Source organism: Ketobacter alkanivorans (assembly GCF_002863865.1).
Taxonomy (GTDB): Bacteria; Pseudomonadota; Gammaproteobacteria; order Pseudomonadales; family Ketobacteraceae; genus Ketobacter; species Ketobacter alkanivorans.
The window spans coordinates 2,480,870-2,507,158 of sequence record NZ_CP022684.1 but is presented as its reverse complement, the minus strand read 5'-3'; the positions used below and the strand labels follow the sequence as shown (position 1 = coordinate 2,507,158).

Here is a 26,289-nt window from a genome sequence, read left to right as displayed (position 1 = left end):
GGGCTATAGTTAGAAAGTCGATAATAACCATTCTTCATGGAAGAGGCCGATGACAGGCAGCGTCAATCCATCTACCACCCCCCCGCCGGCCAGCGCGGGTCGTAGCAGTGGGCGGCGTCTATTCAGAATGAACCTGGTGATGTTGACCATTACCGTCGCCTTGCTGGTGGCGGTAGTGCTATACGCCGACAGCATCAGCAAGAAAGAATTCCAGCGTCAGCAACAGGATGTGGTGCAATCGCGCCTCAGTGCAATTCGGGCCAAGTTAGAAGGTCAGCTCAGCACCAATCTCAGCGCCGTACAGGGGTTGGTGACCATTCTGGAGCTGGAGCCCGACATCGATCAAGCCCGCTTCCAGCGTTTTGCCCAACCTTTGCTGGAAAAAGCGCCCCTGCTGACGCGGGTCAGTGCCGCCCCGAACCTGGTGGTGGCGCACGTTTATCCTTTTGAAACCAACAAATACATGCTGGGTATGAGTCTGGCGGAAAGCCCGATGCGTCAGCAGGCGGTGTCACGGCTGGAGGAATCGGGCATGCCGGTTGTGGCGGGGCCGCTGCCGTTGAGAAACGGAGGCAGTGGGCTGATCATGCGTTTCCCGGTGTACACCAGTGTTGAAGGGCAGCCACGGCAGTTCTGGGGGCTGTTGTCTGCGGTGATGGATAATGATGAATTCTTTAACCTCGCGGGTTTGAATGCGGAGGATCTGGAGTTGGATCTGGCGATCCGCAATCAGGACAGTCAGGGCAATGATGGGCCGATATTTTATGGTGATCATCGAGTGTTTGCGCGCACGCCGGTGGAAGCCACCGTTATGCTGCCAGCTGGCAGTTGGCATCTGGCCGCCACGCCCAAAGGCGGTTGGCCCACCCGTGCCGGGTTCAGCAACTGGCTTTGGGCTGCCATGGGTTTGGTGGGGATGGCGCTGCTGTTACCGGTTGCCATTATGCTGCGCAATCAACGGGAGCAGAACTATCAGTGGGAATTGATTGAAAGTCTGTTTCAGTTGTCGCCCCTGGGTATCGCACTCAACGATTTAGAAACCGGCCGCACGCTGGATGCCAATCAGGCATTGTTGGATCTGGTGGGGTATAGCCGCGAACAGCTATTGCAGAAACACTTCAGAGAATTCACCCCCGAAGAGTATCTGCCCATGGAGCGCGAACAACTGCACTCCATGGAACAAACCGGTCGATACGGCCCCTACGAAAAAGAATTCATTCGCTCGGATGGCAGCCGCATCCCAGTGCGTTTAAATGGCATGTTCATTCAGGGCACACAGGGGCGAAAGCGTTTCTGGTCCATCGTTGACGACATTAGCACACGTCGCAAAATAGAACTTGAGCAGGAGCAGTCGGCCCGACATAACAAAGCCCTGGCGGAACTGACGGTGAACCCGGCAGTGTTGCAAGGTGAACTGGAGCTGGTCAAACAGGAACTGGTGATTCGCATGGCCCTGGCATTGGATGTGGCCCGTGCCAGCCTTTGGCTGCATTCAGAAGACGGCAATGAGATGCACTGTATCGCCTTGTTTGAGCAGAAAACCGAGAGCTTCTCAGAAGGCGCTGTGCTGAAACGCAATGACTACCCCCTTTACTTCAGCGCTATGGAAAACAATGCCCACGTCGCCGTGAAAGATGCCTGTAACGACCCCTGCACCTCGGAGTTTCGGATCGGCTATCTGGAGCCCCTTGGCATTACTTCAATGCTGGATGCGGTCATCCCCGGTGGTAATGGCATTGTTGGGGTGCTCTGCGCTGAACACATCGGCCCCATGCGCGATTGGACCCAAGCCGAGGAATCCTTTGTCATCTCTCTGGCCAGCTTGGTGGGCGGCGTGTACGCATCCTATCAGCGGCAACAGGCGGAATCCGCATTGGTGCAGGCCAAGCGCCAGGCGGAGTCGGCAGCCCGAGCCAAAAGTGATTTTCTGGCCACCATGAGCCATGAAATCCGTACCCCCATGAACGGCGTACTGGGTATGCTCAACCTGCTCTCCAACCCGCAGTTGGATGAAGCGCAGCAGCGCAAGGTGAACATTGCCAGAAGCAGCGCCACCGCCTTGCTGGCGCTGCTGGATGATGTGCTGGACTTTTCCAAGGTGGATGCTGGCAAGCTGGAACTGGAAAGCGTGGACTTTGATCTGCGCAGCCTGTTAGAGGATCTGGCCGCCAGCATGGCACTGGCCGCGCAGGAAAAAGGCCTGGAACTGGTGCTGGATCTGGCCGGTGTCGGTGTCTCCCGTGTCCGCGGTGATCCGGACCGATTACGTCAGATCTTCAGTAACCTGATTTCAAATGCGATCAAATTTACCCGTGAGGGCGAGGTCATGGTTCGCTGCCAGTTGCAAGCAGAACCAGAGGGTTACCGGATGCTGGCCCAAGTGGTGGATAGCGGAGTGGGTATCCCGATCGAAAAACAAAGCAAGTTGTTCAGCCCATTTGTGCAAGTAGATACCAGCACCACACGCAAGTACGGCGGCACCGGCCTTGGCCTGGCCATCTGCAAAAAACTGTGTGAGCTGATGGGTGGCACCATAGAAGTGCGCAGCGATGTTGGTGAAGGCAGTGTATTTCTGTTCAGTGCCTACCTGCAGGCCAGCGAAAACAGCGCGCAGGTTACCGCCGATTGCAACGTGGAGGGAGTCTCGATTCTGGTGGTGGACAGCAATCGCCGCTGCGGTGACGCACTGGCTGATCAGTTCAAGGCCTGGGGTGTGCATACAGCAGTGGCGGCGTCCGGAGCGGAGGCCCTGCAAGCCTGTAAAACCACGAGTCAGGCGCGCTCCGATCACCGTAGCTTCAGCCTGGCCCTCATCAGCCAACAATTAACGGACATGAGCGGGCTGGATCTGGGCCATGTGTTGCGCAGTGATCTCGCCACCAGCAGCCTGCCCTTGGTGATGACGACAACGCTGCGTGGTGGGAATGATCCAGAGCGGCTTGGAAAAGCAGGATACTGCGGTTACTTCCATAAACCGGCAACCACAGGGCAGCTGCAGGAAGTGATCCGAGTTGCAAGCACAGCTCCGGCCGATGAAGGTCGTGCCCGGTTGCTGCTTGGGCAAGCCGCCTTGGCCGAAAGCCGAGCCAGTGATCAGGCAGCCATTCAATGGCCCGCCGAAACTCGGATTCTGCTGGTGGAAGACAACAAGATCAATCAGGAGGTCGCCATTCTGTTACTGGATGACTTGGGGTTGAAAGTCGATGTGGCAGAAAACGGATTGCTGGCGCTGGCTACGCTCTGTCGTGCAGAAAACGCATATAGCCTGATTCTGATGGACTGCCAGATGCCAGAGATGGATGGCTTTCAGGCAACCCGTTGCATTCGCGAAGGTCAGGCTGGGCCAGGTTACACCACAGTGCCAATTCTGGCGCTCACCGCCAACGCCATCAAAGGTGATCGCGAGCGTTGCCTGGATGTGGGCATGAACGATTACCTCACCAAACCGATTGACGACGTCCGTCTGCGGCAGTTGCTGCTGAAATACATTAACGGCAAAGAGATAGTGCCCGTGGCCGCTGATTCGGCAGCTGAAGCACCAGATATCGATAACGATTGCGACTGGGATCGGGTTGCGGCCCTGAAAATGGTGCGCGGGCGACAGGATCGGCTGCAGGATCTATTGAAAACCTTCAGCGAATCCATGCCTGAACGCATGGATAAACTGGAGCAGGCCCTTTCAGAGCGTGACGCTGTTGAATTACAAAAAGCGGCCCACTCCATAAAAGGCAGTGCTGGTCAGCTGCATGCCCTACGCTTGCAGCAACAGGCTTTAGCACTGGAGATGGCCGCCCACGCTACAGATTGGAAACGAATCGAGGCACTGATACCGCCGTTTCGCAGCGCAGAGATGGATTTCTTACGGGAGATCCAACAATATGCAGGCCAATAATTAATCAACCGTTCCATTGATTTATGTCAAATAACGGCCCCGTATACCACTGTTTGGCCGAAACTATTAACTCGGAGGGGGTTTACATCCTGTTCACCCTGGCTTCGCCCCCACTATAGTGACCTCACTGCTGGAAAAGCACACATTAAAAAGCGAATGCCATAACAAAACGACAGAGGTGAAGCATGACAAGTCGGGCCCCCATTAACCCAACCACCAAGCATGTAGACGTAGTCATTGCCGGCGCCGGCTTTGGCGGTCTGTGTATGGCCATCAAACTCAAGGAAGCGGGTAACGAAAATTTTGTGATATTGGAGAAGGGAGCCGATGTGGGTGGCACCTGGCGCGACAACAGCTACCCCGGCTGCGCCTGCGACGTACAATCCCACATGTATTCCTATTCCTTTGCACCCAAGGCCGACTGGTCCAAGCGCTACGCCCCCTGGCACGAAATCCAGCAATATATCCTTGATACTACAGAGAAATTCGATATTCGCCCGTTCTGTCGCTTTGGTCAGGAAGTCAACTCCGCCGTATTCGATGAAGAGTCCGGAACCTGGACTGTCGGCACAGCGGCAGGCGACACCTACATCTGCAATCACTTTGTGCTTGCCTCCGGCCCGCTGCATGTACCGCAGGTTCCAAACATCAAAGGTCTGGATAAATTCAAAGGCAAGCTGTTCCACTCCGCCCAGTGGGATCACGGTTACGACCTCAAAGGCAAGAACGTTGTGTCCATCGGCACCGGCGGCAGTGCCATCCAGTATTGCCCCGAAATCGCTCCGGACGTAAAACAACTCTACGTCATGCAGCGTTCACCGGCTTGGGTGATCCCCCGTGATGAGCGTAAATATCTCGGCCTGGAAAAGTCCATTTTCAAAAACATCCCAGGAGCCCGTCTGCTGCATCGCTATCGCCTGTACTGGACCAACGAATCCCGCGTCTGGCCGATATTTAACCCGGTGTTGGCCAAAGGTCTGGGTAACCTGGCCAGAGCCTTCATCAAGTTGCAGGTAAAAGATCCGGAAGTGGCTAAGAAGCTCACCCCTGACTATGTGCTGGGCTGTAAGCGGATACTGATATCCAACAAATACTTCCCCATGTTCAACCGCGACAACGTAGAGCTGGTGACCGACGGCATCAAGGAAATCAAAGCCAATAGCGTGATCACCGCAGATGGCAAAGAGCGGCCAGCGGACTGCATCATTTTGGGCACCGGTTTCATCACCGACCCACGCATTTACATGAAAAACTTCCCGGTAGTGGGGCTGGGTGGCCGTGATCTGCGAGAGGATTGGAAAGAATCCGCCGAAGCCTACTATGGCACGTCAGCTTCCGGTTACCCTAACCTGTGGCAATTGGTTGGCCCCAATTCCGGTTTGGGTCATAACTCCATCATCTTCATGATCGAAGCCCAGGTGCACTATATTCTGGAAAGTATGAAATTGCTGAAGAAGAAGGATGCTGCATATATGGATGTTAAACCCAGTGTACAGACTGAGTTTAACGCCGCCCTGCAGAAACAGATCCAGAGCTCCGTATGGGGCACGGGTTGCCAAAGCTGGTATCAGGATGCCGGTGGTAAGAACTTTGCCGTGTGGCCTAAATCCACCTGGAAATTCTGGCTGGAAACCTTCCGCGTAAAGGCTGGGGATTATCGCTTCTATCCAGTGAACCAAACAGACAAAGCCAAGTCCAAGGTGACAGCTGCTGCATAATCGTGGCTGACTCTTAGTCGATTTTTGCCTCCCCATTTGGGGAGGCATTTTTATATGCGCTCAATGATATTCGTAAATGCTACCGTAGCCGTACCGGAAAAATTCTGAATCATACCAATGTGCGCATCCTCGACCTGGTTTTCATTGGCCTCATCGCATAACTGCAAGTAAGCTTCCGCCATCTGATAGACCCCGGTTGCCCCCACCGGATGGCCGCGAGCCTTTAAGCCACCAAAGGTGCAAATCGGCAACTCTCCCCGTAACCCAATATGCTCATCGGTGGCGTTATAGCCGCTGGCACCCCGCTCCACGAACCCTGCTGCTTCCAGGCTCAATGCAGTCATAATCGTATACGCATCATGGGGCTCAAAAAAATCCACATGTTTAGGCGTGATCCCGGCCTGCTTATAAGCCAGCCGGGCCGAGTCTTCAGCAGAACGCAAACGAGTATGATCACGCCGATTGGCCAAGGCCAGGTTATCACTGGCGACCGCCGAGGCTCGAATATAGGCCACAGAGTGTCCTGATGCGCGCAGGGATCGGGCCACAGATTCGTTGGCAAGGATAATCGTGGCTGCGCCATCGCAAATCGCCGGAGCGTCGTAAAGTTTTATCGGAAACGCGATGTCTTTGGATTGATCGTAAGTTGTTTTGCAAATTGATTTGCGAAACAGCGCGTTAGGGTTAGTGCAGGCATTGCGATGTGCGTTAATGGAAAAGTCCGCCAGATGATCGTGGGACAATTCGAAGCAATCCAGGTAGTGCTTCATCAAGCGTGCGTTCAAGGTCAGAAAGGTCTCCCCTTGACTGCCCTCGGTTTCATGGTCGGATGCGGTGGCCAGTGCTTGAGTAGTGTCGTGGCGGCTGCTGTGAGTCATCTTTTCCACGCCGCACACAATAACCGCATCATGACAGCCACTGGCGATAGACATGAAGCCAAGTCTCAATGCTGCCGCGCCGGATGCGCAGGCGCTTTCGGCTGTAATGTTTTCCTTGCCCACCAGGTTGCACTGTTGCGCCAGCAGTGCAGACACCAATTGCTGCTTACACAGTTGACCGGACATCATATTGCCCGCATAAAGCGCGCCTATCTGCTGTGCCTCCAGGCCGCAATGAGAGAGAGCCTTGGCAATGGATCGCCCGCCAAGGCTCCCTAATGACTCATCAGGATACTTTCCAACGGGAATCATACCGCAACCAACAATAAATACCTTGCTCATACTGACATGCTCCTTGCATTGACGAATGATGGAACCAATCCTGGTTACCTCATGTGACAGCCAGATGATCATAAGCGATGGTGGTATCAAATAGGTTGATTAGAAATGCACAAGGGTGGCAACAAAAATAGCTATACAGCTAGCCAGCACTTCCAGAGATAATTCAGCACAGAGAGCAACAGATTCGTTAACCGACAGGGACCGCTATGAAAACGTTAATCATTGGTGCAAATGGGAAAATTGGCCGCCTGCTTGCAGAGAGGTGTGTGAAAAATGACATACCGGCCCGAGCGATGGTGCGCACTGAAGAGCAACAGCGCCAGTTCGAGGAAATGGGCCTGGAGGCTGTACTCGGTGACCTCGAAGGTGATATGAGTGCCGCTTTCGATGGTTGTGAGCAGATAGTATTCAGTGCCGGATCAGGGGCGGCAACCAGTCCCCACAAAACATTATTGGTGGATCTGTGGGGCTCGATACGGGCGATTGAGCTGGCTGAACAGAAAGGGATTAAGCAGTTCATCATGGTCAGTTCGCTAAAATCCTGTGACCCGTTAAGAGGCCCGGAAAAGATCCGGCACTATCTGGTTGCGCGTCACTGCGCCGATGACCGCTTGATTCGATCATCGTTGAATTACACCTTGTTGCGACCGGGCAGGCTTCTGGATGAGCCGGGTACCGGTCATCTAAATAACGAATTCGATTGGTCGGATACTACTAACGCCCATTGCACGGTGTCGCGGGAAGATGTGGCTAACGCCATTACTCTGTTGTTAAAGCAGCCCCTGCCGCCGGGTCAGGCGATCGACATGATCAAGGGAAACAATGAAATTGAGGAATTCTTGAACCTTTATCGATAAGTAACCTTGATATAGGTGCTTAATAACACAGGGAAGGAGAAGTAACCGTGACTGGAATCGACTATATAAAAGATCGCTCCGCCTGGGAGCCAGAAGATCTAAAACAGAGCCTGGATTGGCAATATCGTTTTAGCGCACAGGACATCATTGAGCTAAAACGTGCGTTGACTGAGTGCCAGAAATCCATCACTGGGCTGCGCGATATCAGCAGAGATAATTTTCCCCTTAATGATGTATCCGACACCCTGAACTGGGTAGGAGAAAGCCTGGAAAACGATCGTGGAATAGTCGTACTGAAAGGCTTGCCGATCGAGCAATTTACTAAAGAAGAATTGCGCATTATTTACGTCGGTATAGGCAACTACGTTGGTATGCCACTGAAGCAAAGTACCCAAGGGGAAATCATTCAGGACGTATACGACCAGGGCGAAAATCTTTACGCCAACAGTGGCCGAGGCACCAATTCAAGTAATCGTTTGCCCTGGCATACTGACCGTTGTGATGTGGTTTCCCTGCTGTGTTTGAATAAATCAGAGGTAGGGGGTGAAAGTAAGCTGGCAAGCCTTACCAACGTGTATAACAAAATCAAACAGGAGCGATCGGAACTGGCGGAAGTGCTTTGTGCCCCCTTTTGTCACGGGCGTGCACCGTTTGAAAGGGATGATGCGCAGCCCTGGTATGAGTTGCCGGTATTTACCCAATATGAAGGGAAATTTGCCAGCCGCTATTTGCGACGCTTTATCGAGATTGCTCAGGAATATGAGGATGTACCACGATTCAGTGATTTGCAGGTAGCCGCTCTGGACTATCTGGACGCGAGGCTGGATCAGGTTGATGTATGTCTGGATCTGCCGTTTGAGAAAGGAGATATCCAGTTTTTGAATAACTTTACCGTCTGCCATTCCAGAAACGAGTATCAGGACAGCGAGCAGCACGCCCGGTTTCTATTTCGTTTATGGCTGGCGGCATACCGTGGACGCGATCTGGATCCCGCGTTCAAACCCCTTTACGGAGCTACCCAAGGTGGTCAGAACCGTGGTGGCATCTGGTTTTAGTAGCAAAGGAGATTGCTGATGTATACCAACGCAAAAATGGATGATTTAAGGCACCAGGCAGAGCAGCTCATTCAAGACAGGGTTGCCATCCCGGAAGGCTATGAATATCGAAGTTGTTTGTTGATGAATCATGATGAGATTCCGATATTTGTGTATCGCTATGAAAAACAAAATGGGCAGAATACAGGGTATGGCGGTGAACACTTCAGCGTGAGTGTGGATCTGAATGTAACCAGGATAATGGGGTTCATGCACGTCGATGGACAGCATTGCGGGCCAGGTCTGCCTGACGAAGAGTCAGCCAGGAAAACGGCAGTGGATGCATTAAAAGTATTAGCGCCGGATGTGGGCGATGCATTCGAAATTAAGTGGGTGCTGTCGTTGAAAGAAAAACCCGAAAAAATCCCCCACGAACTGCCGTTTCCCTATACCGATGATGAAGGAAAGGAGCATCTGGCCACCGGTATGAGAGTGAAGCTGTTCTTCACAGAAACTCAATCCTGGGGGTGGGTTATTGTCGGTCGGGGTGGAGCGTTGATGGCTTTTGAGCGTGAGGTGACGTGGAATACGATTATGAATCGTCGTTCGACCCCAGCGTGGCTGCACGATCCGTTTGTAATGGAAATGTACAACGATCTGAAAGACAACATGAACCAGCGCTAATGCAATATGGGGCCTAACCGATGACATTGGATGCCTTTTGGCTGGCAAAAGCAATAGTATTTGGTGGGCTGGGCAGCTGGCTGTTATTGGCTGCCCTTAATAATCTGATGGATGCCAACACCAATATCACGTTGTTAAGGCGCATGATGAGAATGGACGCAATTCGTGAAGACGGCATACTGGGGCAGGGGTTGTTGGTTCGTGCGATCAAAAGCGACGCACGTGTCCCTTTGTTGTTGCGAATCGTGGCCTTAACACAGTTGTCCATTGCAACAACATTGATGTTGGTTGCGTTGGCTATGGCGGCCGTTGGCTTGCAGCTGGGCAGAGTGGATTCTGTATGGTTAACCGATGTGGCGACGTTATCAGTGTCAGCGTTTCTTTCACTTTGGTTCTTCTTTCTGATCGGTGGCCTGTGGTTTGGCTACTGGATCAAAATGGGCTCGGTACAGATTGTTCACTTTATTATGCTGATGTTTGGCTTTCTTCTGCTGTTGTTGTTGAGAATTCCAATCTGAAGCATGCGAAACAGTGACATAAACGTAACTGCTACACACTGGACAGGAAGAATCATGAGCAGAGACATAGCACAACAAGCCCCGGTAAAACTGATCGTTCCCAAAGGAACAGCGCTGGCGGCGAGCACGCTGTTATTGGTACTAATAATTGCCATGGGATTGATGTACTCAGTGGCAGAACCTTTCTTGGGGACATGGGTGGCTTTTTTCTGTATTTCCTGTGTGCCCAGTCAAGTTTTGATAGGGGTTTGGATACAGCAGCAATACCCTGGGCCAGTATACAGGTTAGCTCAGCCTTGGCGAGGGTTTGCTTATATCATGCTGAGTTTAATCTTGGGTGCGGTATTTGCTGCGCTGACGTTTTATCTGGTGGGCGGTGGTATAAGCTTGCCTCGCCCTCCCTTAATTCATTTCGCGATAGTCAGTGTGGTGGTTACCTTCTGGTTTGCCATCGTATGGAATCTATGGCCGCTGAATAAACCCAACGTACATCCGTTATGGAAAGCACTTATATTGTACGGCGCAGCCTATCTGATCGGTTATATGCTTTTCGGGTCGTTGTTTAACTTTGAATTCCTCAAGGCAACGCCTTTGTATGAAGCGTCCATTGATCCAGGTGGTTGGTTCAATGCGTGGTATAGCGTGAGCTTTCTCGTGACAACGGTGGCCATGATTTTTACATTGGTGCTGCTGGACTTTTGGCCTGTAAGCGTGATGGTGCGAGCAGATCAGGCATTCGGTCGCGCTGTATTAAGCAGCCTGCTAGTAATATCGCTTTCGGTGGCGGTGTATTACATTGCTATTGTTGAATTAAAATGGGATCCAGTACTCTACTTGGTGCATGGCCCCGTGACTTATATATTTGGTGTGTTTGTGCCGCTAAGTCTCTATCAGGGAAACCTGCTGACAGGAATAGCCCAACCCTATCGAGGGCTGGCCTTGATAGGTGTGTCGTTGGTGTCAGGCTATGCACTAAACCGTATATACTTTTTGTTTGCGGATCAAATATTAATGATCGAGATGGCCAGCGGTGCCCCTAGTTACCAATTAGAGCTGTGGGCTGCGAACGCCATGTTGGCCTTTAGCTTTCCTGTGTTGGTGGCGATAACCGACCATCTGGAATTCTGGCCAATGAAAGCTAAATGTAGTCAGACGTAAATTGACTGTTGATCCATTCGACGAAAGCACGCACTTTTTTATTCTGTCGGGATTCCGAGTTATAGAGTAGCCAAAGTTGTGTGCTGTATTCGTTGCTCAAAGCCTCTAGTTTCGTAAGCTCCGATTCCTGATCTGCCAAAAAACACGGTAGCAGGGCTTTACCAACCCCGGCCTTGGTGGCCTCAATTTGATTCAATATAGAGGACGCTTTGTACCGGATACGAGCGTCAGGGTACAGCGTCTTCAGCCACTTGGCCGGTGGTAAGCTATCATCGATAAAGCCAACCCAGTTGCTCTCCTGTTGTGGATGAGCCCTGCTTTCATATACCGCCCACGTGATGTTTGAAATGTGTCGCCCTACCAGATGTTCTGGGGGCTCATTGGTTGAGCGTAATGCGACGTCTGCTTCGTAGCGGGTCAGGTTGCAAAACTCATAAGATGTCTTAATGTCGAGCTGGATATTGGGATACACGCTGTAAAAGTGAGAAAGCCTGGGGCAGAGTATTCCATTGGCAATGATTTCAGTTGTGGCCACCCTCAACTCGCCAGAAATAGTAGGGGCATCGCTCTCTATTGTCTGAAGCCAATGAAAGATTTGCGCTTCAATGGCGTCTGCCAGTTCGATAAGTTGAGAACCCTGTTCTGTTGGCGTGTAGCCTGAAGGGCTTTTGTTAAAAAGCTTGGTCCCGGTTTCATGCTCAAGCCTTTTCAAGCCACGAATGATAGTGGCGTGGGTCACTCCCAGCTCGATAGCAGCGCCGGATGCAGACCCTTTGCGAACGGTCATTAATGCGTACTTTAACAATCCCCAGTTAATGTTGTTCATTTGCGAACAACCTCCTTGTCTAATTTAGCTATTCCACAACTGAATTATCGCGCCATAAAATCACTGGTGTCAGAGGAAAAGAAACAAGCGACTTAGAAGATAAATCCATTGATCGGTAACTTTAGGATGAAGTTATGAAAAAAGTATTTGTTGTTGGAGATAAGTTCAGTAAGTTTCTGAATCACGAAAATACAATTTCGATTTCTAACTTTGAAAAGCAATTGTTTCGAAACACCATTCCGAAAGAGGGGGTTGCGTACCATCTGGGCCAGGGAGTAGCCATGGAAAGAGCTAATCGAATCTCCCATGATGCAGTTGAACTCAAAGGGCTGGGTGTCAATATTGCGTTCGAAGCCATACGTAAGTCCAGTCGTCATTTGGTGCATAAGCACAATTGTGCTAATTCCATGCTATCCGTTCCTCGTCGAGTTTCAGAGCATCTATACGAGGCTGACGTACACATTGATGATCGCTGTAGCGACTTGGATGATCATATTACCGGACAGCATGTATCAGGCATGGTTTTGGTAGAGGCCTGTCGACAGATGTTTCTGGCAGTGACGGAGCAATACTACCTGAAAGCCTATGAACGTGAATTCTACTTTGTCATCAAGAAGTCGTCTATGGAATATCGACGTTTTGTCTTTCCCCTCGATATCAAACTCAATTATCGAATACTCAGTCACAAAACGCATAAGCCTGGCGTGTTGGCGTTCGATATAGAGTGTCGCGTAATCCAGTGTGGCAGGGTTTGCGCACAGGCCTGCTATGAATTCATTGCGTACGACGCAGATCATATTGAGCAAAAAGAAGACACAGCAGCGCGTGAGCTGATTATGGCGCAAACCAAACTACCGGAGGTGGCAATCAATGGCTAGCACTATAGCCGCATTTTTTGATGTCGATAATACGTTAATAGACCTGAAAAGCATGTTCAGTTTTCTGGATTTCCTCGAGGTGGAGGTAGGCTCGCTATCCAGTGCCTTTGCTCGTGATTGCCAGAAGATACGGCGTGGCATGTTGATGCCGAACAGCAGTCGAGAACAGCTTAACCGGTTCTATTACAGAATACTGAGCGATTACCCTGTGGATGAAATAGATCGGCTGGGTCGAAAGTGGTATGAGTTGACCTTCAACGAAGCATCCCACTATATCGCAGATACGGTAGATAAACTGAAATCTCATCAGGCGCAGGGACATCTGATTGTGTTTGTTTCAGGGTCTTTTGACGGGCTGTTGCGTCCCATTGCCGAAGACCTGGGTGTAACTCATATACTGGCTACAGACTTGGAGCAGGATAACCATCGTTATACCGGGTTTTTATTGTCGGAGCCCACCATAGGTGAGGGCAAAGCCAGAAGGATGCGAGAATTTGCGAAGCGCCAAGGTATAGACCTGGCGCATAGCTATGCGTACGGCGATGACATTTCCGATCAGGCCATGCTGTCTTGTGTGGGGTGCCCTAACTTAGTCAATCCATCAGATGCGTTAGTTAAACAGTACCAGAAACTGTTAACAATGCCGTTCACTGTTCTGAGGGCTACATGATAATGACATTTTCAATGAGCAGGAATCGGTTTCATACGCTTTTGGTCTTAGTAATGATGGCTTTTGCACCAGCTTCAGATGTTGATGCTGTGGAAGTCAATTGGTCTGACGTCAGTTTGAGTGCGTTACACGGTAATCACTATCAACTAAGTGATTACGAACTCACTATTTTCACTATCGAATGGGGTGCGGACTATAGCTTCGGCGATCACTTCTTCTTTATCGATAACAAATACGATGAGGAACATGATTACAGTGCCTACGCGGAATTGCTAGTACGGGGCAGCGTGAACAAAAATACATCATGGAATATTCAAACGGGTTGGTTAACCGACGTATTGGTGGCGGTTAGGGTTGAACACGCTCATCCGCTTGGAGAGGATAATCAGGCTTACGGTATTGGTACAGATTGGCGCGTACCTGGGTTTAGGTATTTCAAGGTCAATGCGTTCACCCGTCGTAACGACATGGTAGATGATAACAGTATGTTGAACCTGGTTTGGGGGCTGCCTTTCTCTTTTGGTAGTCAGTCGTTTCTTTATGATGGCTTTTTTGATTGGGTGAGTGGCGTTTCCGGTCAGTATGCCACGTCGTTCAACCTCACCTCACAACTGAAATGGCAAGTAACGGAGGTGCGGAGTCAGCCTTTATATGTCGGAGTCGAATACGTTTACTGGAACAATAAGTATGGCGTGCGTGATGTGAATGAGCGCAACTTAAATGCGTTGATAAAGCTGCATTTCTAGGCAGAGTTAACCTTAGGGCAGGGTATAACATGAAATGGATTTTAGGATGGGGCTTAGTGTGCATGATGCTGTCTACGCCCTCCCACGCATACGATCGGCTCAGCGACACAGGCTATTTTCAGTATATGGCTGAGTACGAGTTGAGCGCACCCTATGACACGACTTGGTTCCGAAAATTAACTCACTTTAAGCGAGGTTTGTTTCTGACTTATTCGCCACAGTATCCACTGTGGTCTGATGGCGCGGAGAAACGTCGTTGGATCTATCTGCCAAAACGATCAAGAATCAATACAGAAGACCCCGATAATTGGCAGTTTCCGGTTGGTGCGAAAATATGGAAAGAGTTTTCGTTCATTGAGCGCGGTCGGCGAATTAAAATAGAAACCCGACTGCTGGAGAAACAGCAGGATGGGAATTGGCTGATGGAAACGTACCTTTGGGATGATGACCAGATCGACGCAAATCGGGCGCCGGAGGAAGGGGTCACTGACTACTATGCGTTACCCAACAACCGCTATTATAGCATTCCCTCCCATCATGACTGCCAATATTGCCACAGCAAAGCAGGGTTGGAGCGTGGGCCCCAGAAAACGCCGGTACTGGGATTTTCTGCCTTACAGCTCTCGGATAACCGCGACCCCGATGCTATGCATGGAGAGCCGCTGAAGAACCGAATGGTGTTGTTGTCTGATCTGGAGAAGGTAAGGTTGACGACTCATCGTATGGCTACTGTTCCAGCAATCCCTGACTCGGAGCAGAGCCCCCTGCAGAGATCCGTATTTGGATATTTGTATGGCAACTGCGCCCACTGTCATAACCCGGCAGGAATGTCGGAATTCACAACAACATTGAGTTTCCATCACCCGGCGCAGGCTGAATTTATTCAGGAAAACGATACCTATCGCACTGCGTTGTCGAAATCCATTACACCCTACCTTAATCCGGGGAACTCTCCGCAGCAGGTTATTGATCCAGGGAATGCGGGTGGCAGTGCATTGCTTTATCGAATGACGAATGAAACAGATCGCTACCGATTTACGGTGCCAGGCTGGCATCACTCAGCTGGCTTCTCTGTGGAAGTCGGCGTGAAGATGCCCTTCACTGGCACTAACGTAATTGATGAAGAAGCAGTGAGCAGAATCAGACAGTACATCAATGATCTTGAACCCCATTAAGGAGCAAACGCATGAAAAAACTATTATTGATCGAATCATCTCCAAGAAAGCAGAATTCGCTGACCACCGATATGGCTTTGCGCTTGATTGAGCGATTGCAGAGTGTGGACACCTGGGAAGTGGATCGCCTGGATCTGTGGAATACGGACTTGCCGGATATGAATGGCGTTACCATGGATGCGAAATACGCCGTGTTTTCCGGCACCCCTATGACAGGGGAGCAGGCCGATCATTGGCAGCGTCTCAATAGGTTTGTCACTCAGTTCGCTCAAGCCGATATGGTCGTTCTGTGCGCGCCCATGTGGAACTGGGGTATACCCTATCGGTTGAAACACTATGTAGACGTCATTACCCAACCACAATTGACGTTCAACTGGACCCCGGAAGACGGCTATATCCCCGTATTACCCCCCAGAGATGTAGTCGTGGTAACCAGTAGCGGCGGTGACTACACTCCGGGATCTGGCCTCGAGCATGAAGACTTTGCCTATCGATATCTGCAGCAGTGGCTGCAATATTGTATGGGTTGTAATGTTGAGTTTGTACACCTGACGATGACGGCGACCGGCCCTGAAGGTGTGGCTAACGCCATGAAGAACGCAGAGTTCAAGATCGAAACAATGATAGAACAATATGCTCTGACGGCGTAATTCGAGCCACGGATATTTGGGGGGCTTTGTTGAAAGCCCCCACTTTTCATGCACGCGGCTGCGTTGGGAAAGCTTAAGCAGATGCTGCTCTATTCAGCAAAGTCCATAGGTGGCCTGATCTGCCAGTTGATAAATCTATCATTGACAACCGGTTACAATTATCCAACCCAGTACAACACAGAATCGCTATAGTATCAGAAGGCTATAGAGTCCATATCCTTGGCATGGAATGCTTATATAACTATAAAATCAGAATAATAAATCGGGGAAGACGATGTTACTGATGAAAAAGAATGCAACGGCAGCATTGGGGCTGGTCGGGTTGATTGCGTTAGGTTCATTGGCTGGGTGTAAATCTACCACATCCACCAATGTAGCAATGAAAATGAATGTTGCTGGAACAGATGCCTCTGTCGACAGCGCCACTTCTAATTCGGCTACAGCAGGTAACTTCTATAACAACGGGTTTCCCACGGATTTACGTCTAAATGAAGACGGCAGCATCAATATTAACGACTTTCCCCGCCGCTTTCATATCCTCACTAATACCTATGTAAATGGCATCCGAAATAACATCAATATCGGCGGCTATCACACGATATCGCCTATATATATCCCATTTACTGGTGCGATTGATGTCGACAGCCTTCCCGATGCCGATTTGGAATACGCTCGGGCGGACTCTCCCATCCAGGTTGTGGATGTGGATCCTGATTCCGCCGAGTATGGCCGCCGTTTCCCACTCGAAATCAGTATGACCACCAAAGCAGACTCCTACCGTCCCATGGATTTGCTGCAGATTATTCCTACGTTGGGTATCAACCTACGCCCCGGCACTACCTACGCCGCTTTTGTAACCGATCAGGTGCCCCTGCCTGAAGGCAACACCATAGAGCAGAATGAGCAGTTGGCCGGCCTGCTGAACCCCGCCGATGCGCAAGTGCCACTGTCCTCCCGAGCAGTGGAAGTCTATGCCCCGCTGCGTGATTACATGGCGCAGCAAGGTCTGGATGCCAGCAGCATCATCGGTGCTACGGTTTGGACTACCGGCGACCCTACCGTAAAGTTGCGCAAGGGAGCCGAGTATGCGGCCAGCCTGCCTATTGCACCGGCAACCGATGTGACCTTGCTGGAGGAGTTTCCTGATTACTGTATCGTGCAGGGATTCGTGGAAGTGCCTGGGTTTCAGCGTGGGGCTATACCTTATATCTTGACTGGCGGTCAGGTGGATTGGGATGAGAATGGCAATCCTGTGCAGCAGTACACCCGTAATGCCGAGTTCATCGTTACCATCCCTAAAACGCAGACTATGCCAGCGGAAGGTTTCCCCATGCTGTATTACCACCACGGTGCTGGGGGTAATGCAGAGCAGGTGTTCACCCGAGGTAAATATCTGCGTACGGCGATCGATATTGTGGTGCCTTACAAGGTACTGGATCGTGGTAATGGCCCATCACAAATAGCGGCTGAACGCGGCTGGGCCAGCAGTGGCTTTGCGGGCCATATGTCCCTTGATCATCTTGGTCTGGTGCTTGGTTTCGGTATGTTTGGTTACAACGTGTTCAACCCGGTGGCGCTGTACAACAATTACTATCAGATGGTGTGGGAGCGTACCTACTTCCGCCGTTTCTTGAATCAGCTGGAGCTGGATGCTGGTTTGTGCCCTGATGCCGATACCGGCGGTGCCACTGCTTTCCGTATCAATCCCGATATGCAAATGCTGATGGGACAGTCGCTGGGCAACTGGACTTCCAGTCTGCAATTAGCAGCGGATCCAGAACCTTTTGAAGGTGTGCTGTTCACTGGTATGGCAGGCACTTGGATGAAACTGTTCACCAACAGCAGCACGTTCCGTACGGCTATGTCTGCCGGTGTTATCAATTTGCTGCCAGGTCAGAAGCTGGATGAAGCACACCCCTTCCTGATGTTGATGGAGTGGTTGATGGGGGGTGCTGATGTGGTGCCGCATATGGACAACATTCTGCGTTATCCTCTGAAAGAAGCCCCTCATGTTTTGGCTATTTCCGGTATTGATGATCAAGGCAGTGGCGAACCGGTTCAGCGTACCCATATGTTGGCGGTAGGCGAGGATTTGGCTGGCCCTGATCTGGGTGATACTTATGATACTACCCTGTTCCCTCATCTGGAAATTGGCGGTGCGCGACAGTTGCCTTACCCTGTGGTAAACAACTTTGAAGTGCCAGGTCAAGGCCCCCGCACGGCGGTCATCGTGCGTTATGAAAACACGGTATTGCCTGATCACAATGGCCATCATGTCACCTTTGATATGGAAGGCACCAAGCATCAGTATGGCTGTTTTATGGAGCATCTTGCAGAAGGCCGAGCCCCTATCGTGGGTGAAGGCTGGATACAAGGTGGGCCTTGTCTATAAGCTATAGCCCCCTCCCCTCTGTCGTTAGACAATCCTAGGCGCGACTGCTTAGGATTGTCCTGCCTGCGACAATATGCCACATCCCTTTGCCGTGCCCCGCTCCCTACAATATGCCTCTTATGTTATGAGCAATGGGGAGTGCACTTCTAATGATTCGCAGTATTGCAGTGATTTTCGGGGTTGCCACGTTGGTGGCATGCGGCGGTGGAAGCAGCGGTTCCAGTGATGCTTCGGCAGCTGGAGTTACCCGTAGCGTTCCGGTAGAGATTAATTTCAGCGCTGTAATGGGCAGCGCTGCGTTAGCCTGTGATGTGGATTACACCGACGTGGGTACCGCTGCGACCACCACGCAGATCAAAGATTTCCGGCTGTATGTACATGACATACAGCTTGTAACTGATGCTGACGAGGTGGTGGCGTTAACGTTGGATACCAGCGATTGGCAGGCTCAGGGTGTGGCGCTGCTGGATTTTGAAAACGCCACTGGAGAATGTACCGGTACGGCAGAAACCAATAGTGCAGTGAGTGGAACTGTTCCCGATAGCGGCGCTGTTTTTAATGCAGTCCGTTTTACGGTAGGTATTCCTCAGCATCTTAATCATCTGGAGCAGGTCAGTGTCAGCCCTTTCAATATAACGGGCATGAACTGGGGTTGGACCAATGGCTACAAGTTTATTCGCTTTGATGTGCCAAACTGGAACTTGCACATCGGTGCGACTGGTTGCGCAGCCGGCGGTGGCGGTGATATTGAATGCACGCATTCTAATCGTCCTCAGATCGCGCTTTCTAACTTCAACTACCAAACCCAGCGTATTCAAATTGACTTTGGAGCCTTGTTGCAAGGTAGTGACATCACGACCAATCTTGGTGGCCCGTCTGGTTGTATGTCCGGTGGTACAGACCCTGAATGCAATGAAGTTTTCACCCAGTTGGGTTTAAGCCTGGTTAGCGGTGAGAACGATCCAGGTTTGACCCAAACGGTATTTTCTGTCGCTGACTGATCAGGGTTGATGTTATGAAGTTCCTGAGCAGCGCTGTGGTTATGCTGTCAATATGCATTTACGGGTGTGGCAGCAGCAGTACTACCGTGGATGATGGCAATATAAGCGACACCGAGTTTGCCTGGGCGATCCGCGATGGTATTCCTTTACCGCTGGAGCCAATTGGCAACCCGATGACGGAGGAGAAGTTTCAGCTGGGTCGTCATTTGTTCTACGATGTGCGCTTGTCTGGCAATGGCACTCAATCCTGCGCCAGCTGTCACCATCAGGATAAAGCCTTCACCGATGGGTTAACGGTGGCCATCGGTTCCACCGGCGAAATGCATCCCCGTAATTCGCAAACCTTGACCAATGTGGCTTACAACGCAACCCTGACCTGGGCCAACCCTGCGTTGATTACGCTGGAAGCACAAATGCAAACTCCGCTGTTTTCAGAACATCCAATAGAGCAGGGAATCGATGAAAGCAACCAAAATGCGGTGTTGCAGCGTATTATGGATGAGCCACGTTACGCCGCGTTGTTCGATGCTGCTTTCCCTGAGCAGGGGAGTGCTGTGAACTTCGCCAATATCATTGCAGCTACCGGCACTTTTGTCCGTGGATTGACTTCATTTAACAGTGCCTTTGATCGCTTTCAAATGGGCGATGCCCAAGCCCTTTCAGATTCCGCCAAACGTGGTCAAACGCTGTTCTTTAGCGAAGATCTGGAGTGCTTTCATTGTCATGGTGGATATAACTTTACCGACTCAAATGTAGATCGCACCATTGCGTTTGTGGAGCGGCCTTTCCACAACACCGGACTTTACAATATTGGCGGCACAGGTGATTTTCCTGCGGATAACCAAGGCCTGTTTGAAGCCACCAGTGATCCTTCTGATATGGGAAAATTTCGTGCACCGACTTTGCGTAATGTGGAGCTCACCGCACCCTATATGCACGATGGCAGCATCGCTACCTTGGAACAGGTTGTGGATTTCTACGCTGCAGGTGGGCGCAATGTTGAGAGTGGTCCTTATATGGGGGATGGCCGACTCAATCCGTTTAAAGATAGTTTTGTGAACGGTTTTTCAATCAATAATCAACAGAAAGCAGATTTGATCGAATTTCTCAAAAGCCTGACGGACAACGAGTTTGTGACATCAGCGCGTTTCAGTGATCCCTGGAATTAATCATGCAATTGTTTACTTGTGGTATTGGCAGATTCGTATTGGTCGCAGTGTGCCTGTGTGTTGCGTCCTCCACTTATGGTCACGGTGATCTGAACCCGGAGCCTGGCACTAAAGCAGAAGCGGCGGTCAGTGTTACCTGGCGTGATCAAGGCGTTTTGCTGAGCAACGGTCGGTGGCAAATTCCCGGTGTGCTGATGGGGGGCGAGGCCTATCCGGTTGAAGAAGGAATCAGTGTGGATGAAGCCCGTGTGGGTGTATATCACCGCTCGGTTCACGATGTGTTTGGTTACCTTCAGGTATCCAGTCACGCCGGAGGCCAGGAGGCGGAGTTACATCATGCCTTTGCCGGTCTGGATTTTGATGTCGGGCCGATGCTGGCAACGATAGTGGCCGGGAGGATGGCAGCAGCCATGACACCTGCTAATGGTGAACATGCCAGTGATCGTTTGTTCAGCGAAACGCCACTGGCACTCGATGCCTTTTTGGGGCGTCAGTTAAATGATGAAGGGGTACGCCTGGTGTTGAGTCGTGGGCCGTTGCAGTTAGGCTTGGAAAGCTGGCGTGGTACTGCTTTCCCCGCCACACCCGGAGAGGGCGGAGGCAGCAGCGATGCGTATATTCATGTTCGTGATCGGCATGGCGCGCTGCGCTACCATGCCGGGCTTTGGTGGTTGCAAGCAGATGCGATGAATCGTCAGGACAGTCGTTACAGCGCGGATGGGCACCAGCACGGGGGGGCGGCTTTGGTGGTTGCGCCTGAGTACTGGTTTGATGGTAATACCGAAATGGCCGGTGCTTTTGTGCGGTTAGATTGGCAATGGACGGTGCAGACAGCCCTGAATGTAGATGCGCAGTGGTTGCAGGTAAATACCGCTGGGGTGTTGCGGGATGCCACCCGCAGGGCTGATCTGGATGCGGACGACAATGGCGGTTGGCTGCAGGCCAGCGTCCGGCATGGTAATCATCAGTGGGGCCTGCGCTGGGAACAGCTGGTTGTAGAGAACGAGCTTAGTGGAGCGGCTGCAGAGGCGATGGCGATAGAAACTCAACTGTATAACCAGGGGCACAATCCTAATCGTACCAGTGTTATTTATCGTTGGCAGTTGCATCCGGATGTCGCTGTGCGGCTGGAGGCAATGGATGACCAAATCCAGTCCGAGCAACAGCAACGCTTCGCAGTGGGCATGGTGTGGAAGGCTGCACTCTGATTTAAGATGATCGCCAAGGCTGTACTGGTATACACTAGTGGTGAACTATTTGGCTGAGGTGAATTAACGTGCGGAACGCGATGAGATTGTTGGTGCCCGTAGTGGCTATGTTGAGTGCTGTCCTGGCTACAGAATCGGTCTGGGCAAAAGAGATGCCCCGCACCAAGCTTAGTTTGGGGTATTTTGCGGTGATGAAAGCGGATACCTATATACTGGCAACCGAGCGCGAGGCTGGTGCAGGAGTATCTGTTAACCCTGCAGATACTTTCGGAACGGATCTGGAGCAGTCGGTATTCCGATTTGATGGCAAGTATCGCATTAATTCCGAGCATGCGATGAGCTTGACTTGGTACCGCATTAGCAGTCGTGGTGTTAATACGCTGGATCAGGATGTGGAGTGGATAGATTCTGATGGGAACGAGTATACCATCAGTGCTGGTGCTTCAGTGGATACCGACCTTGACTATAACATATTCAAACTAAGCTATTTATGGTCGTTTTATCATAATGATAAGGTTGAGCTCTATACCAGTGCGGGTATACACGGCACCACGTTTGAAGTGGATCTGGATGTGGAGAACAATGTTGGTGCAAGCTCGACCCAAGAAGCGCGTAGGATGTCCAGCACCATTCCACTGCCGAATTTTGGTTTGGGGGTGCAGTATTCGATCACTCCTAAATTGTCCTGGTTCCTACAGGCAGATCTGTTCGCCATGCGTTATGAAGACTGGTCTGGCTCATTTTCAGATCTTCAATTCGCAATAGAATACCAAGTGCTCGATTATCTGGGATTGGGCATTGGCGTGGGCAGTACTGGCCTTAACATTACGGAAACCACGGATACATACCGGTTTGCCTACGAAAACAAATTAAGCGGAGTCAATTTCTATCTAACCAGTGCATTTTAAGCACTGCCTGGCGCCAATGCTGAGCACTTTCCGCTCAGCGTGCGCGCTGTTGGCGCAGGGTAAATCCGGTTGCGTCCATTATCCCCCATAATCACCTAGCTCACTCATGGCATAAAACTTGCGCTGCTTTGTTGGTGAGGTTTTGCTGTCTTGAGCAAGGCATTTCATGGTATTAACCTCATTATGCGTTGAACATTGCTGCAAGGAACACTATGTCCATTCGAGTCGCCATTCGCCACCATACCAAGTATTCCTATGACCGGAACGTTAAGCTGTTCCCTCATGTATTCCGTTTGCGTCCGGCTGTGCACAGTCGCACACCCATCGAGGGTTACTCGTTTAAAATCAAGCCTGAAAATCATTTCATCAACTGGCAGCAGGATCCGTTTGGAAACTTTCTGGCGCGGGTGGTGTTTTTGGAACCGGCCAAAGAGCTGGAGGTGGACGTTGAGGTAATCGCCAATCTGAAGGTGATCAATCCGTTTGATTTCTTCGTGGAAGAGTACGCCGACGATTACCCGTTCAAATACGAAAAGCAGCTGGCCAAGGAGCTGGTGCCTTATCTTGAGATAAAAGAAGAAGGCCCGATGCTGCTTAAGTGGCTGGAAAAAGTAAATCGCAAAAAGCGCAATATCGTCGACTTTCTGGTAGAGCTGAACCAGCTGCTCTTTAACGACATCGAATACTCCATCCGTATGGAGCCAGGGGTTCAGACCTGCGAGGAAAGCCTGACGCGCAAAGTGGGGTCCTGCCGTGATTCGGCCTATCTGTTGGTGCAGATTCTGCGTCATCTGGGCCTGGCCGCGCGCTTTGTGTCGGGCTATCTGGTGCAATTGAAATCCGATGTGAAATCCCTGGATGGCCCTTCTGGCCCGGAAGCGGATTTCACCGATCTGCATGCATGGACAGAAGTATTTGTGCCTGGTGCAGGCTGGATCGGCCTTGATCCAACCTCCGGCTTATTCGCCGGTGAAGGCCATATTCCGCTTGCTTGCACACCTGATCCGGTCAGTGCTGCACCGGTTACCGGGGCCACCGGCAAATGCGAAGTGGAGTTTGAATTTGAAAACCGGGTGGATCGTATTCACGAAGACCCGCGGGTGACCAAGCCATACACTGAAGACCAGTGGCTTAACATTCAAGCGCTGGGTTACAAGGTGGATGAGGAGCTCATGGCCAATGACGTGCGCCTGACCATGGGAGGGGAGCCTACCTTTGTGTCGGTGGACGATATGGAATCACCGGAATGGAATACCACAGCCGATAGTCCGCAGAAGCGCAAGTTGGCTCATAATCTCTTCCTGGCGATGCAGGATCACTTTGCCTCTGGTGGCATCAAGCATTATGGCCAGGGCAAATGGTATCCGGGGGAGCCGTTGCCCCGTTGGCAATATGCGTGCTATTGGCGTAAGGATGGCCAAGCGCTGTGGCATTACCCTGATCTGCTGGCAGACCCCAATCATGACTATGGCTTTGACGTAGATGATGCTCAGAGTTTTATGCAGACCCTGTGTAAGAATCTGCGTTTGCCCGGGCGTTTTGCCATGCCCGCGTTTGAAGACGCCATCTATTACCTCTGGCAGGAAGGCAACTTGCCGGAAAAACTGGATCTGCTGCAACATGATCTAAAGCTGGGTGCTGAGCGCAAACGGCTGTTAAAGCAACTGCAGCGCGGCCTTGATCAGCCGGTGGGTTACGTGTTGCCCCTAAGTTGGGATTGGCAGCAAGGGGCGTGGCACAGTTGTAGCTGGACGTTTCGTCGTGGCCATCTGCATCTGGTGCCGGGTGATTCCGCCATCGGCATGCGTTTGCCTTTGGAGGTCATCAATTGGCTGCCTGCAGACAAGCGTGAGCACCATCAGCCTATGAGCTTGTTTGAGGCTGCGCCCGCCTTGCCTTACTATCCGCCGAGCCTTGAGCCTTTGGAATCAGCCACGACCGACGAGGTAAACGAAACGGAAGCCTTTGTGCAAACGGCGCTTTGCGTAGAGGTGCGCAACGGTTGTTTGTATCTGTTCATGCCACCGATTACTCACGGTGATCATTTTATACAGTTGATGACCGCCATCGAATCCTGTGCGCGGGAACTGAGCATGCCGGTGGTGCTGGAGGGCTATGAGCCCCCCAAAGATAACCGCCTGGAGAAATTCATGGTGACCCCGGATCCCGGTGTTATCGAAGTCAACGTTCACCCCGTGCACACCTGGGATGAAATGCAGAAGAACACCATAGACCTGTATGAGATGGCCCACCGCTGTCGCCTGGGTACAGAGAAGTTCATGGTGGATGGCCGTCATGCAGGCACCGGCGGTGGTAATCACGTCACCATGGGGGGAGCGACGCCTGCGGATTCCCCACTGTTACGGCGGCCAGATGTTCTGCGCAGCCTGATTACCTTCTGGCAGCATCACCCGGGTTTGTCATATCTGTTCTCCGGGCTTTTTATCGGCCCAACCAGTCAGGCACCACGGGTGGATGAAGGTCGTCACGAAAGCCTGTACGAATTGGAAATTGCCTTCGGCCAGATGCCCAAAGGCGATGTGTCCGTGCCTTGGCTGGTTGACCGTTTATTGCGCAATCTGCTGGTGGATATTTCCGGTAACACCCACCGTTCTGAATTCTGTATCGATAAACTGTATTCCCCTGATTCCGCCACGGGGCGTTTGGGGATTCTCGAATTCCGCGCCTTCGAAATGCCGCCTCATGCCCGCATGAGCTTGGTGCAGATGCTGTTGTTGCGCACGCTGTTGATGATGTTCTGGAACAAGCCTTATGAGCACAGGTTGGTACGTTGGGGTACAGAGCTGCATGATCGCTTTATGCTGCCCCATTACGTGTGGGGGGATTTGCGTGATGTGTGTGAATTCATGCAGTTGCAGGGCTATGCCTTCCAGCTTGAGTGGCTGGAGCCCTTTTTAGAATTCCGCTTCCCCCACTATGGGCGGGTTAATATTCGCGATATCGAGATCGAACTGCAAACCGCCATTGAGCCCTGGCATGTTATGGGCGAGGAAGTATCCCGGGGCGGCACCTCCCGCTTTGTTGACTCATCGGTTGAGCGTATGCAGGTGAAACTGAAAGGTCTCAGCGAAGGGCGCTATGTGCTGTCCTGTAATGGCCGTCAGGTTCCCCTTAAGAGCACCGGCGTTCATGGTGAGTATGTGGCCGGGGTACGTTATCGTGCCTGGCAGCCGCCCTCTGCGCTGCACCCCACCATCGGCATACATTCACCTTTGGTGTTTGACCTGATCGATACCTTTAACGGGCGTTCGATTGGTGGCTGTACCTACCATGTGCACCACGCCGGTGGCCGCAGCTATGACACCTTCCCAGTGAACGCTTATGAGGCAGAAGGCCGCCGCATCAGCCGTTTCTGGAGCCACGGCCATACCCAGGGGCCCTTGACTGTGCCGCCGGAGGTGCGCCCGTTCCTGCATAGCGAGGATCGCTTCTACCCCCATGGCAGCGGCGTTGGCCCTATGACGCCACCGCCGGAAGAACCATCCCGTGAATACCCCTATACTCTAGACCTGCGGAAGCCTCTGCGAACTCTCTCGTAACCAGTTATACTGAGTGCCAATTGGT

At 51.5% G+C, this 26,289-nt stretch carries 20 protein-coding genes; 18 read left to right on the top strand and 2 right to left on the bottom strand.

The window, feature by feature from the left end:
* Positions 1-49: 49 nt before the first annotated feature.
* Positions 50-3,892, top strand: coding sequence for a response regulator (locus Kalk_RS10770; RefSeq protein ID WP_101894254.1), 3,843 nt, complete (start codon positions 50-52; stop codon positions 3,890-3,892).
* A 185-nt stretch (positions 3,893-4,077) separates the two neighbouring features.
* Complete coding sequence (locus Kalk_RS10765) at positions 4,078-5,610, top strand: flavin-containing monooxygenase (RefSeq protein ID WP_101894253.1); 1,533 nt, start codon at positions 4,078-4,080, stop codon at positions 5,608-5,610.
* A 50-nt stretch (positions 5,611-5,660) separates the two neighbouring features.
* Here the strand turns inward: Kalk_RS10765 and Kalk_RS10760 are convergent, their stop codons facing one another.
* Positions 5,661-6,830 (bottom strand): thiolase C-terminal domain-containing protein, encoded by a 1,170-nt coding sequence (locus Kalk_RS10760; protein ID WP_158643439.1) that lies wholly within the window; start codon positions 6,828-6,830, stop codon positions 5,661-5,663.
* 206 nt (positions 6,831-7,036) lie between these two features.
* Here Kalk_RS10760 and Kalk_RS10755 point away from each other — a divergent pair, with 206 nt between their 5' ends.
* The 5 genes from Kalk_RS10755 to Kalk_RS10735 are packed head-to-tail and all read left to right on the top strand — an operon-like array spanning position 7,037 to position 11,081.
* Positions 7,037-7,687: an SDR family oxidoreductase gene (locus tag Kalk_RS10755; RefSeq protein WP_101894251.1), complete on the top strand. Its 651-nt coding sequence runs from the start codon at positions 7,037-7,039 to the stop codon at positions 7,685-7,687.
* A gap of 47 nt (positions 7,688-7,734) precedes the next feature.
* The gene (locus Kalk_RS10750) at positions 7,735-8,742 is read left to right on the top strand and encodes a TauD/TfdA family dioxygenase (protein ID WP_101894250.1); all 1,008 of its coding nucleotides are present in this window, start codon (positions 7,735-7,737) and stop codon (positions 8,740-8,742) included.
* Between the two features lie 18 nt (positions 8,743-8,760).
* Complete coding sequence (locus Kalk_RS10745; RefSeq protein WP_101894249.1) at positions 8,761-9,405, top strand: hypothetical protein; 645 nt, start codon at positions 8,761-8,763, stop codon at positions 9,403-9,405.
* Positions 9,406-9,425: 20 nt separating this feature from the next.
* On the top strand, positions 9,426-9,923 hold the full coding sequence (locus Kalk_RS10740) for a DUF2165 family protein (RefSeq protein ID WP_101894248.1): 498 nt from the start codon (positions 9,426-9,428) through the stop codon (positions 9,921-9,923).
* A gap of 54 nt (positions 9,924-9,977) precedes the next feature.
* A complete protein-coding gene (locus Kalk_RS10735; protein WP_101894247.1) occupies positions 9,978-11,081 on the top strand; it encodes a hypothetical protein in 1,104 nt (367 codons plus the stop codon).
* On the opposite strand, the gene Kalk_RS10730 is transcribed toward Kalk_RS10735, so the two are convergent.
* Positions 11,062-11,907 (bottom strand): LysR family transcriptional regulator, encoded by an 846-nt coding sequence (locus Kalk_RS10730; RefSeq protein WP_101894246.1) that lies wholly within the window; start codon positions 11,905-11,907, stop codon positions 11,062-11,064. The genes Kalk_RS10735 and Kalk_RS10730 overlap by 20 nt on opposite strands.
* A gap of 134 nt (positions 11,908-12,041) precedes the next feature.
* Between Kalk_RS10730 and Kalk_RS10725 the strand changes: the two genes are divergently transcribed.
* The 11 genes from Kalk_RS10725 (at position 12,042) to Kalk_RS10675 (ending at position 26,264) form a co-directional block, all read left to right on the top strand.
* Positions 12,042-12,785, top strand: coding sequence for an AfsA-related hotdog domain-containing protein (locus Kalk_RS10725; protein WP_101894245.1), 744 nt, complete (start codon positions 12,042-12,044; stop codon positions 12,783-12,785).
* The gene (locus tag Kalk_RS10720) at positions 12,778-13,455 is read left to right on the top strand and encodes an HAD family hydrolase (protein WP_101894244.1); all 678 of its coding nucleotides are present in this window, start codon (positions 12,778-12,780) and stop codon (positions 13,453-13,455) included. Before Kalk_RS10725 ends, Kalk_RS10720 begins: the two co-directional genes overlap by 8 nt.
* A gap of 53 nt (positions 13,456-13,508) precedes the next feature.
* A complete protein-coding gene (locus Kalk_RS10715; RefSeq protein ID WP_101894243.1) occupies positions 13,509-14,201 on the top strand; it encodes a nucleoside-binding protein in 693 nt (230 codons plus the stop codon).
* A 29-nt stretch (positions 14,202-14,230) separates the two neighbouring features.
* Positions 14,231-15,376 carry a hypothetical protein gene (locus tag Kalk_RS10710; protein WP_158643438.1) on the top strand — a complete coding sequence of 382 codons (1,146 nt, stop codon included), beginning with the start codon at positions 14,231-14,233 and terminating at the stop codon, positions 15,374-15,376.
* A gap of 11 nt (positions 15,377-15,387) precedes the next feature.
* Positions 15,388-16,026, top strand: a complete 639-nt coding sequence (locus Kalk_RS10705) for an FMN-dependent NADH-azoreductase (RefSeq protein WP_101894241.1) — start codon at positions 15,388-15,390, stop codon at positions 16,024-16,026.
* A gap of 283 nt (positions 16,027-16,309) precedes the next feature.
* Positions 16,310-18,418 (top strand): hypothetical protein, encoded by a 2,109-nt coding sequence (locus Kalk_RS10700; protein ID WP_158643437.1) that lies wholly within the window; start codon positions 16,310-16,312, stop codon positions 18,416-18,418.
* A 149-nt stretch (positions 18,419-18,567) separates the two neighbouring features.
* Positions 18,568-19,419 carry an MbnP family copper-binding protein gene (locus tag Kalk_RS10695; RefSeq protein ID WP_158643436.1) on the top strand — a complete coding sequence of 284 codons (852 nt, stop codon included), beginning with the start codon at positions 18,568-18,570 and terminating at the stop codon, positions 19,417-19,419.
* A gap of 14 nt (positions 19,420-19,433) precedes the next feature.
* Entirely contained in the window at positions 19,434-20,588 is a 1,155-nt protein-coding gene (locus Kalk_RS10690; protein WP_101894238.1) for a methanobactin export MATE transporter MbnM, read from the top strand.
* Positions 20,589-20,590: 2 nt separating this feature from the next.
* Positions 20,591-21,796: a hypothetical protein gene (locus Kalk_RS10685; RefSeq protein ID WP_101894237.1), complete on the top strand. Its 1,206-nt coding sequence runs from the start codon at positions 20,591-20,593 to the stop codon at positions 21,794-21,796.
* Positions 21,797-21,864: 68 nt separating this feature from the next.
* Positions 21,865-22,704: a hypothetical protein gene (locus Kalk_RS10680; protein ID WP_158643435.1), complete on the top strand. Its 840-nt coding sequence runs from the start codon at positions 21,865-21,867 to the stop codon at positions 22,702-22,704.
* Between the two features lie 212 nt (positions 22,705-22,916).
* Entirely contained in the window at positions 22,917-26,264 is a 3,348-nt protein-coding gene (locus Kalk_RS10675; protein WP_101894235.1) for a transglutaminase family protein, read from the top strand.
* Positions 26,265-26,289 lie beyond the last annotated feature (25 nt).

Excerpts from the sequence above, each read along its gene's own strand:
- Kalk_RS10770 (WP_101894254.1), top strand. The coding sequence starts at position 50 with ATGACAGGCAGCGTCAATCCATCTACCACCCCCCCGCCGGCCAGCGCG.
- Kalk_RS10695 (WP_158643436.1), top strand. The coding sequence starts at position 18,568 with ATGATTCGCAGTATTGCAGTGATTTTCGGGGTTGCCACGTTGGTGGCA.
- Kalk_RS10735 (WP_101894247.1), top strand. The coding sequence starts at position 9,978 with ATGAGCAGAGACATAGCACAACAAGCCCCGGTAAAACTGATCGTTCCC.
- Kalk_RS10700 (WP_158643437.1), top strand. The coding sequence starts at position 16,310 with ATGAAAAAGAATGCAACGGCAGCATTGGGGCTGGTCGGGTTGATTGCG.
- Kalk_RS10690 (WP_101894238.1), top strand. The coding sequence starts at position 19,434 with ATGAAGTTCCTGAGCAGCGCTGTGGTTATGCTGTCAATATGCATTTAC.
- Kalk_RS10715 (WP_101894243.1), top strand. The coding sequence starts at position 13,509 with ATGATGGCTTTTGCACCAGCTTCAGATGTTGATGCTGTGGAAGTCAAT.
- Kalk_RS10720 (WP_101894244.1), top strand. The coding sequence starts at position 12,778 with ATGGCTAGCACTATAGCCGCATTTTTTGATGTCGATAATACGTTAATA.
- Kalk_RS10740 (WP_101894248.1), top strand. The coding sequence starts at position 9,426 with ATGACATTGGATGCCTTTTGGCTGGCAAAAGCAATAGTATTTGGTGGG.
- Kalk_RS10745 (WP_101894249.1), top strand. The coding sequence starts at position 8,761 with ATGTATACCAACGCAAAAATGGATGATTTAAGGCACCAGGCAGAGCAG.
- Kalk_RS10730 (WP_101894246.1), bottom strand. The coding sequence starts at position 11,907 with ATGAACAACATTAACTGGGGATTGTTAAAGTACGCATTAATGACCGTT.
- Kalk_RS10710 (WP_158643438.1), top strand. The coding sequence starts at position 14,231 with ATGAAATGGATTTTAGGATGGGGCTTAGTGTGCATGATGCTGTCTACG.
- Kalk_RS10685 (WP_101894237.1), top strand. The coding sequence starts at position 20,591 with ATGCAATTGTTTACTTGTGGTATTGGCAGATTCGTATTGGTCGCAGTG.
- Kalk_RS10675 (WP_101894235.1), top strand. The coding sequence starts at position 22,917 with ATGTCCATTCGAGTCGCCATTCGCCACCATACCAAGTATTCCTATGAC.
- Kalk_RS10705 (WP_101894241.1), top strand. The coding sequence starts at position 15,388 with ATGAAAAAACTATTATTGATCGAATCATCTCCAAGAAAGCAGAATTCG.
- Kalk_RS10755 (WP_101894251.1), top strand. The coding sequence starts at position 7,037 with ATGAAAACGTTAATCATTGGTGCAAATGGGAAAATTGGCCGCCTGCTT.
- Kalk_RS10765 (WP_101894253.1), top strand. The coding sequence starts at position 4,078 with ATGACAAGTCGGGCCCCCATTAACCCAACCACCAAGCATGTAGACGTA.
- Kalk_RS10760 (WP_158643439.1), bottom strand. The coding sequence starts at position 6,830 with ATGAGCAAGGTATTTATTGTTGGTTGCGGTATGATTCCCGTTGGAAAG.
- Kalk_RS10725 (WP_101894245.1), top strand. The coding sequence starts at position 12,042 with ATGAAAAAAGTATTTGTTGTTGGAGATAAGTTCAGTAAGTTTCTGAAT.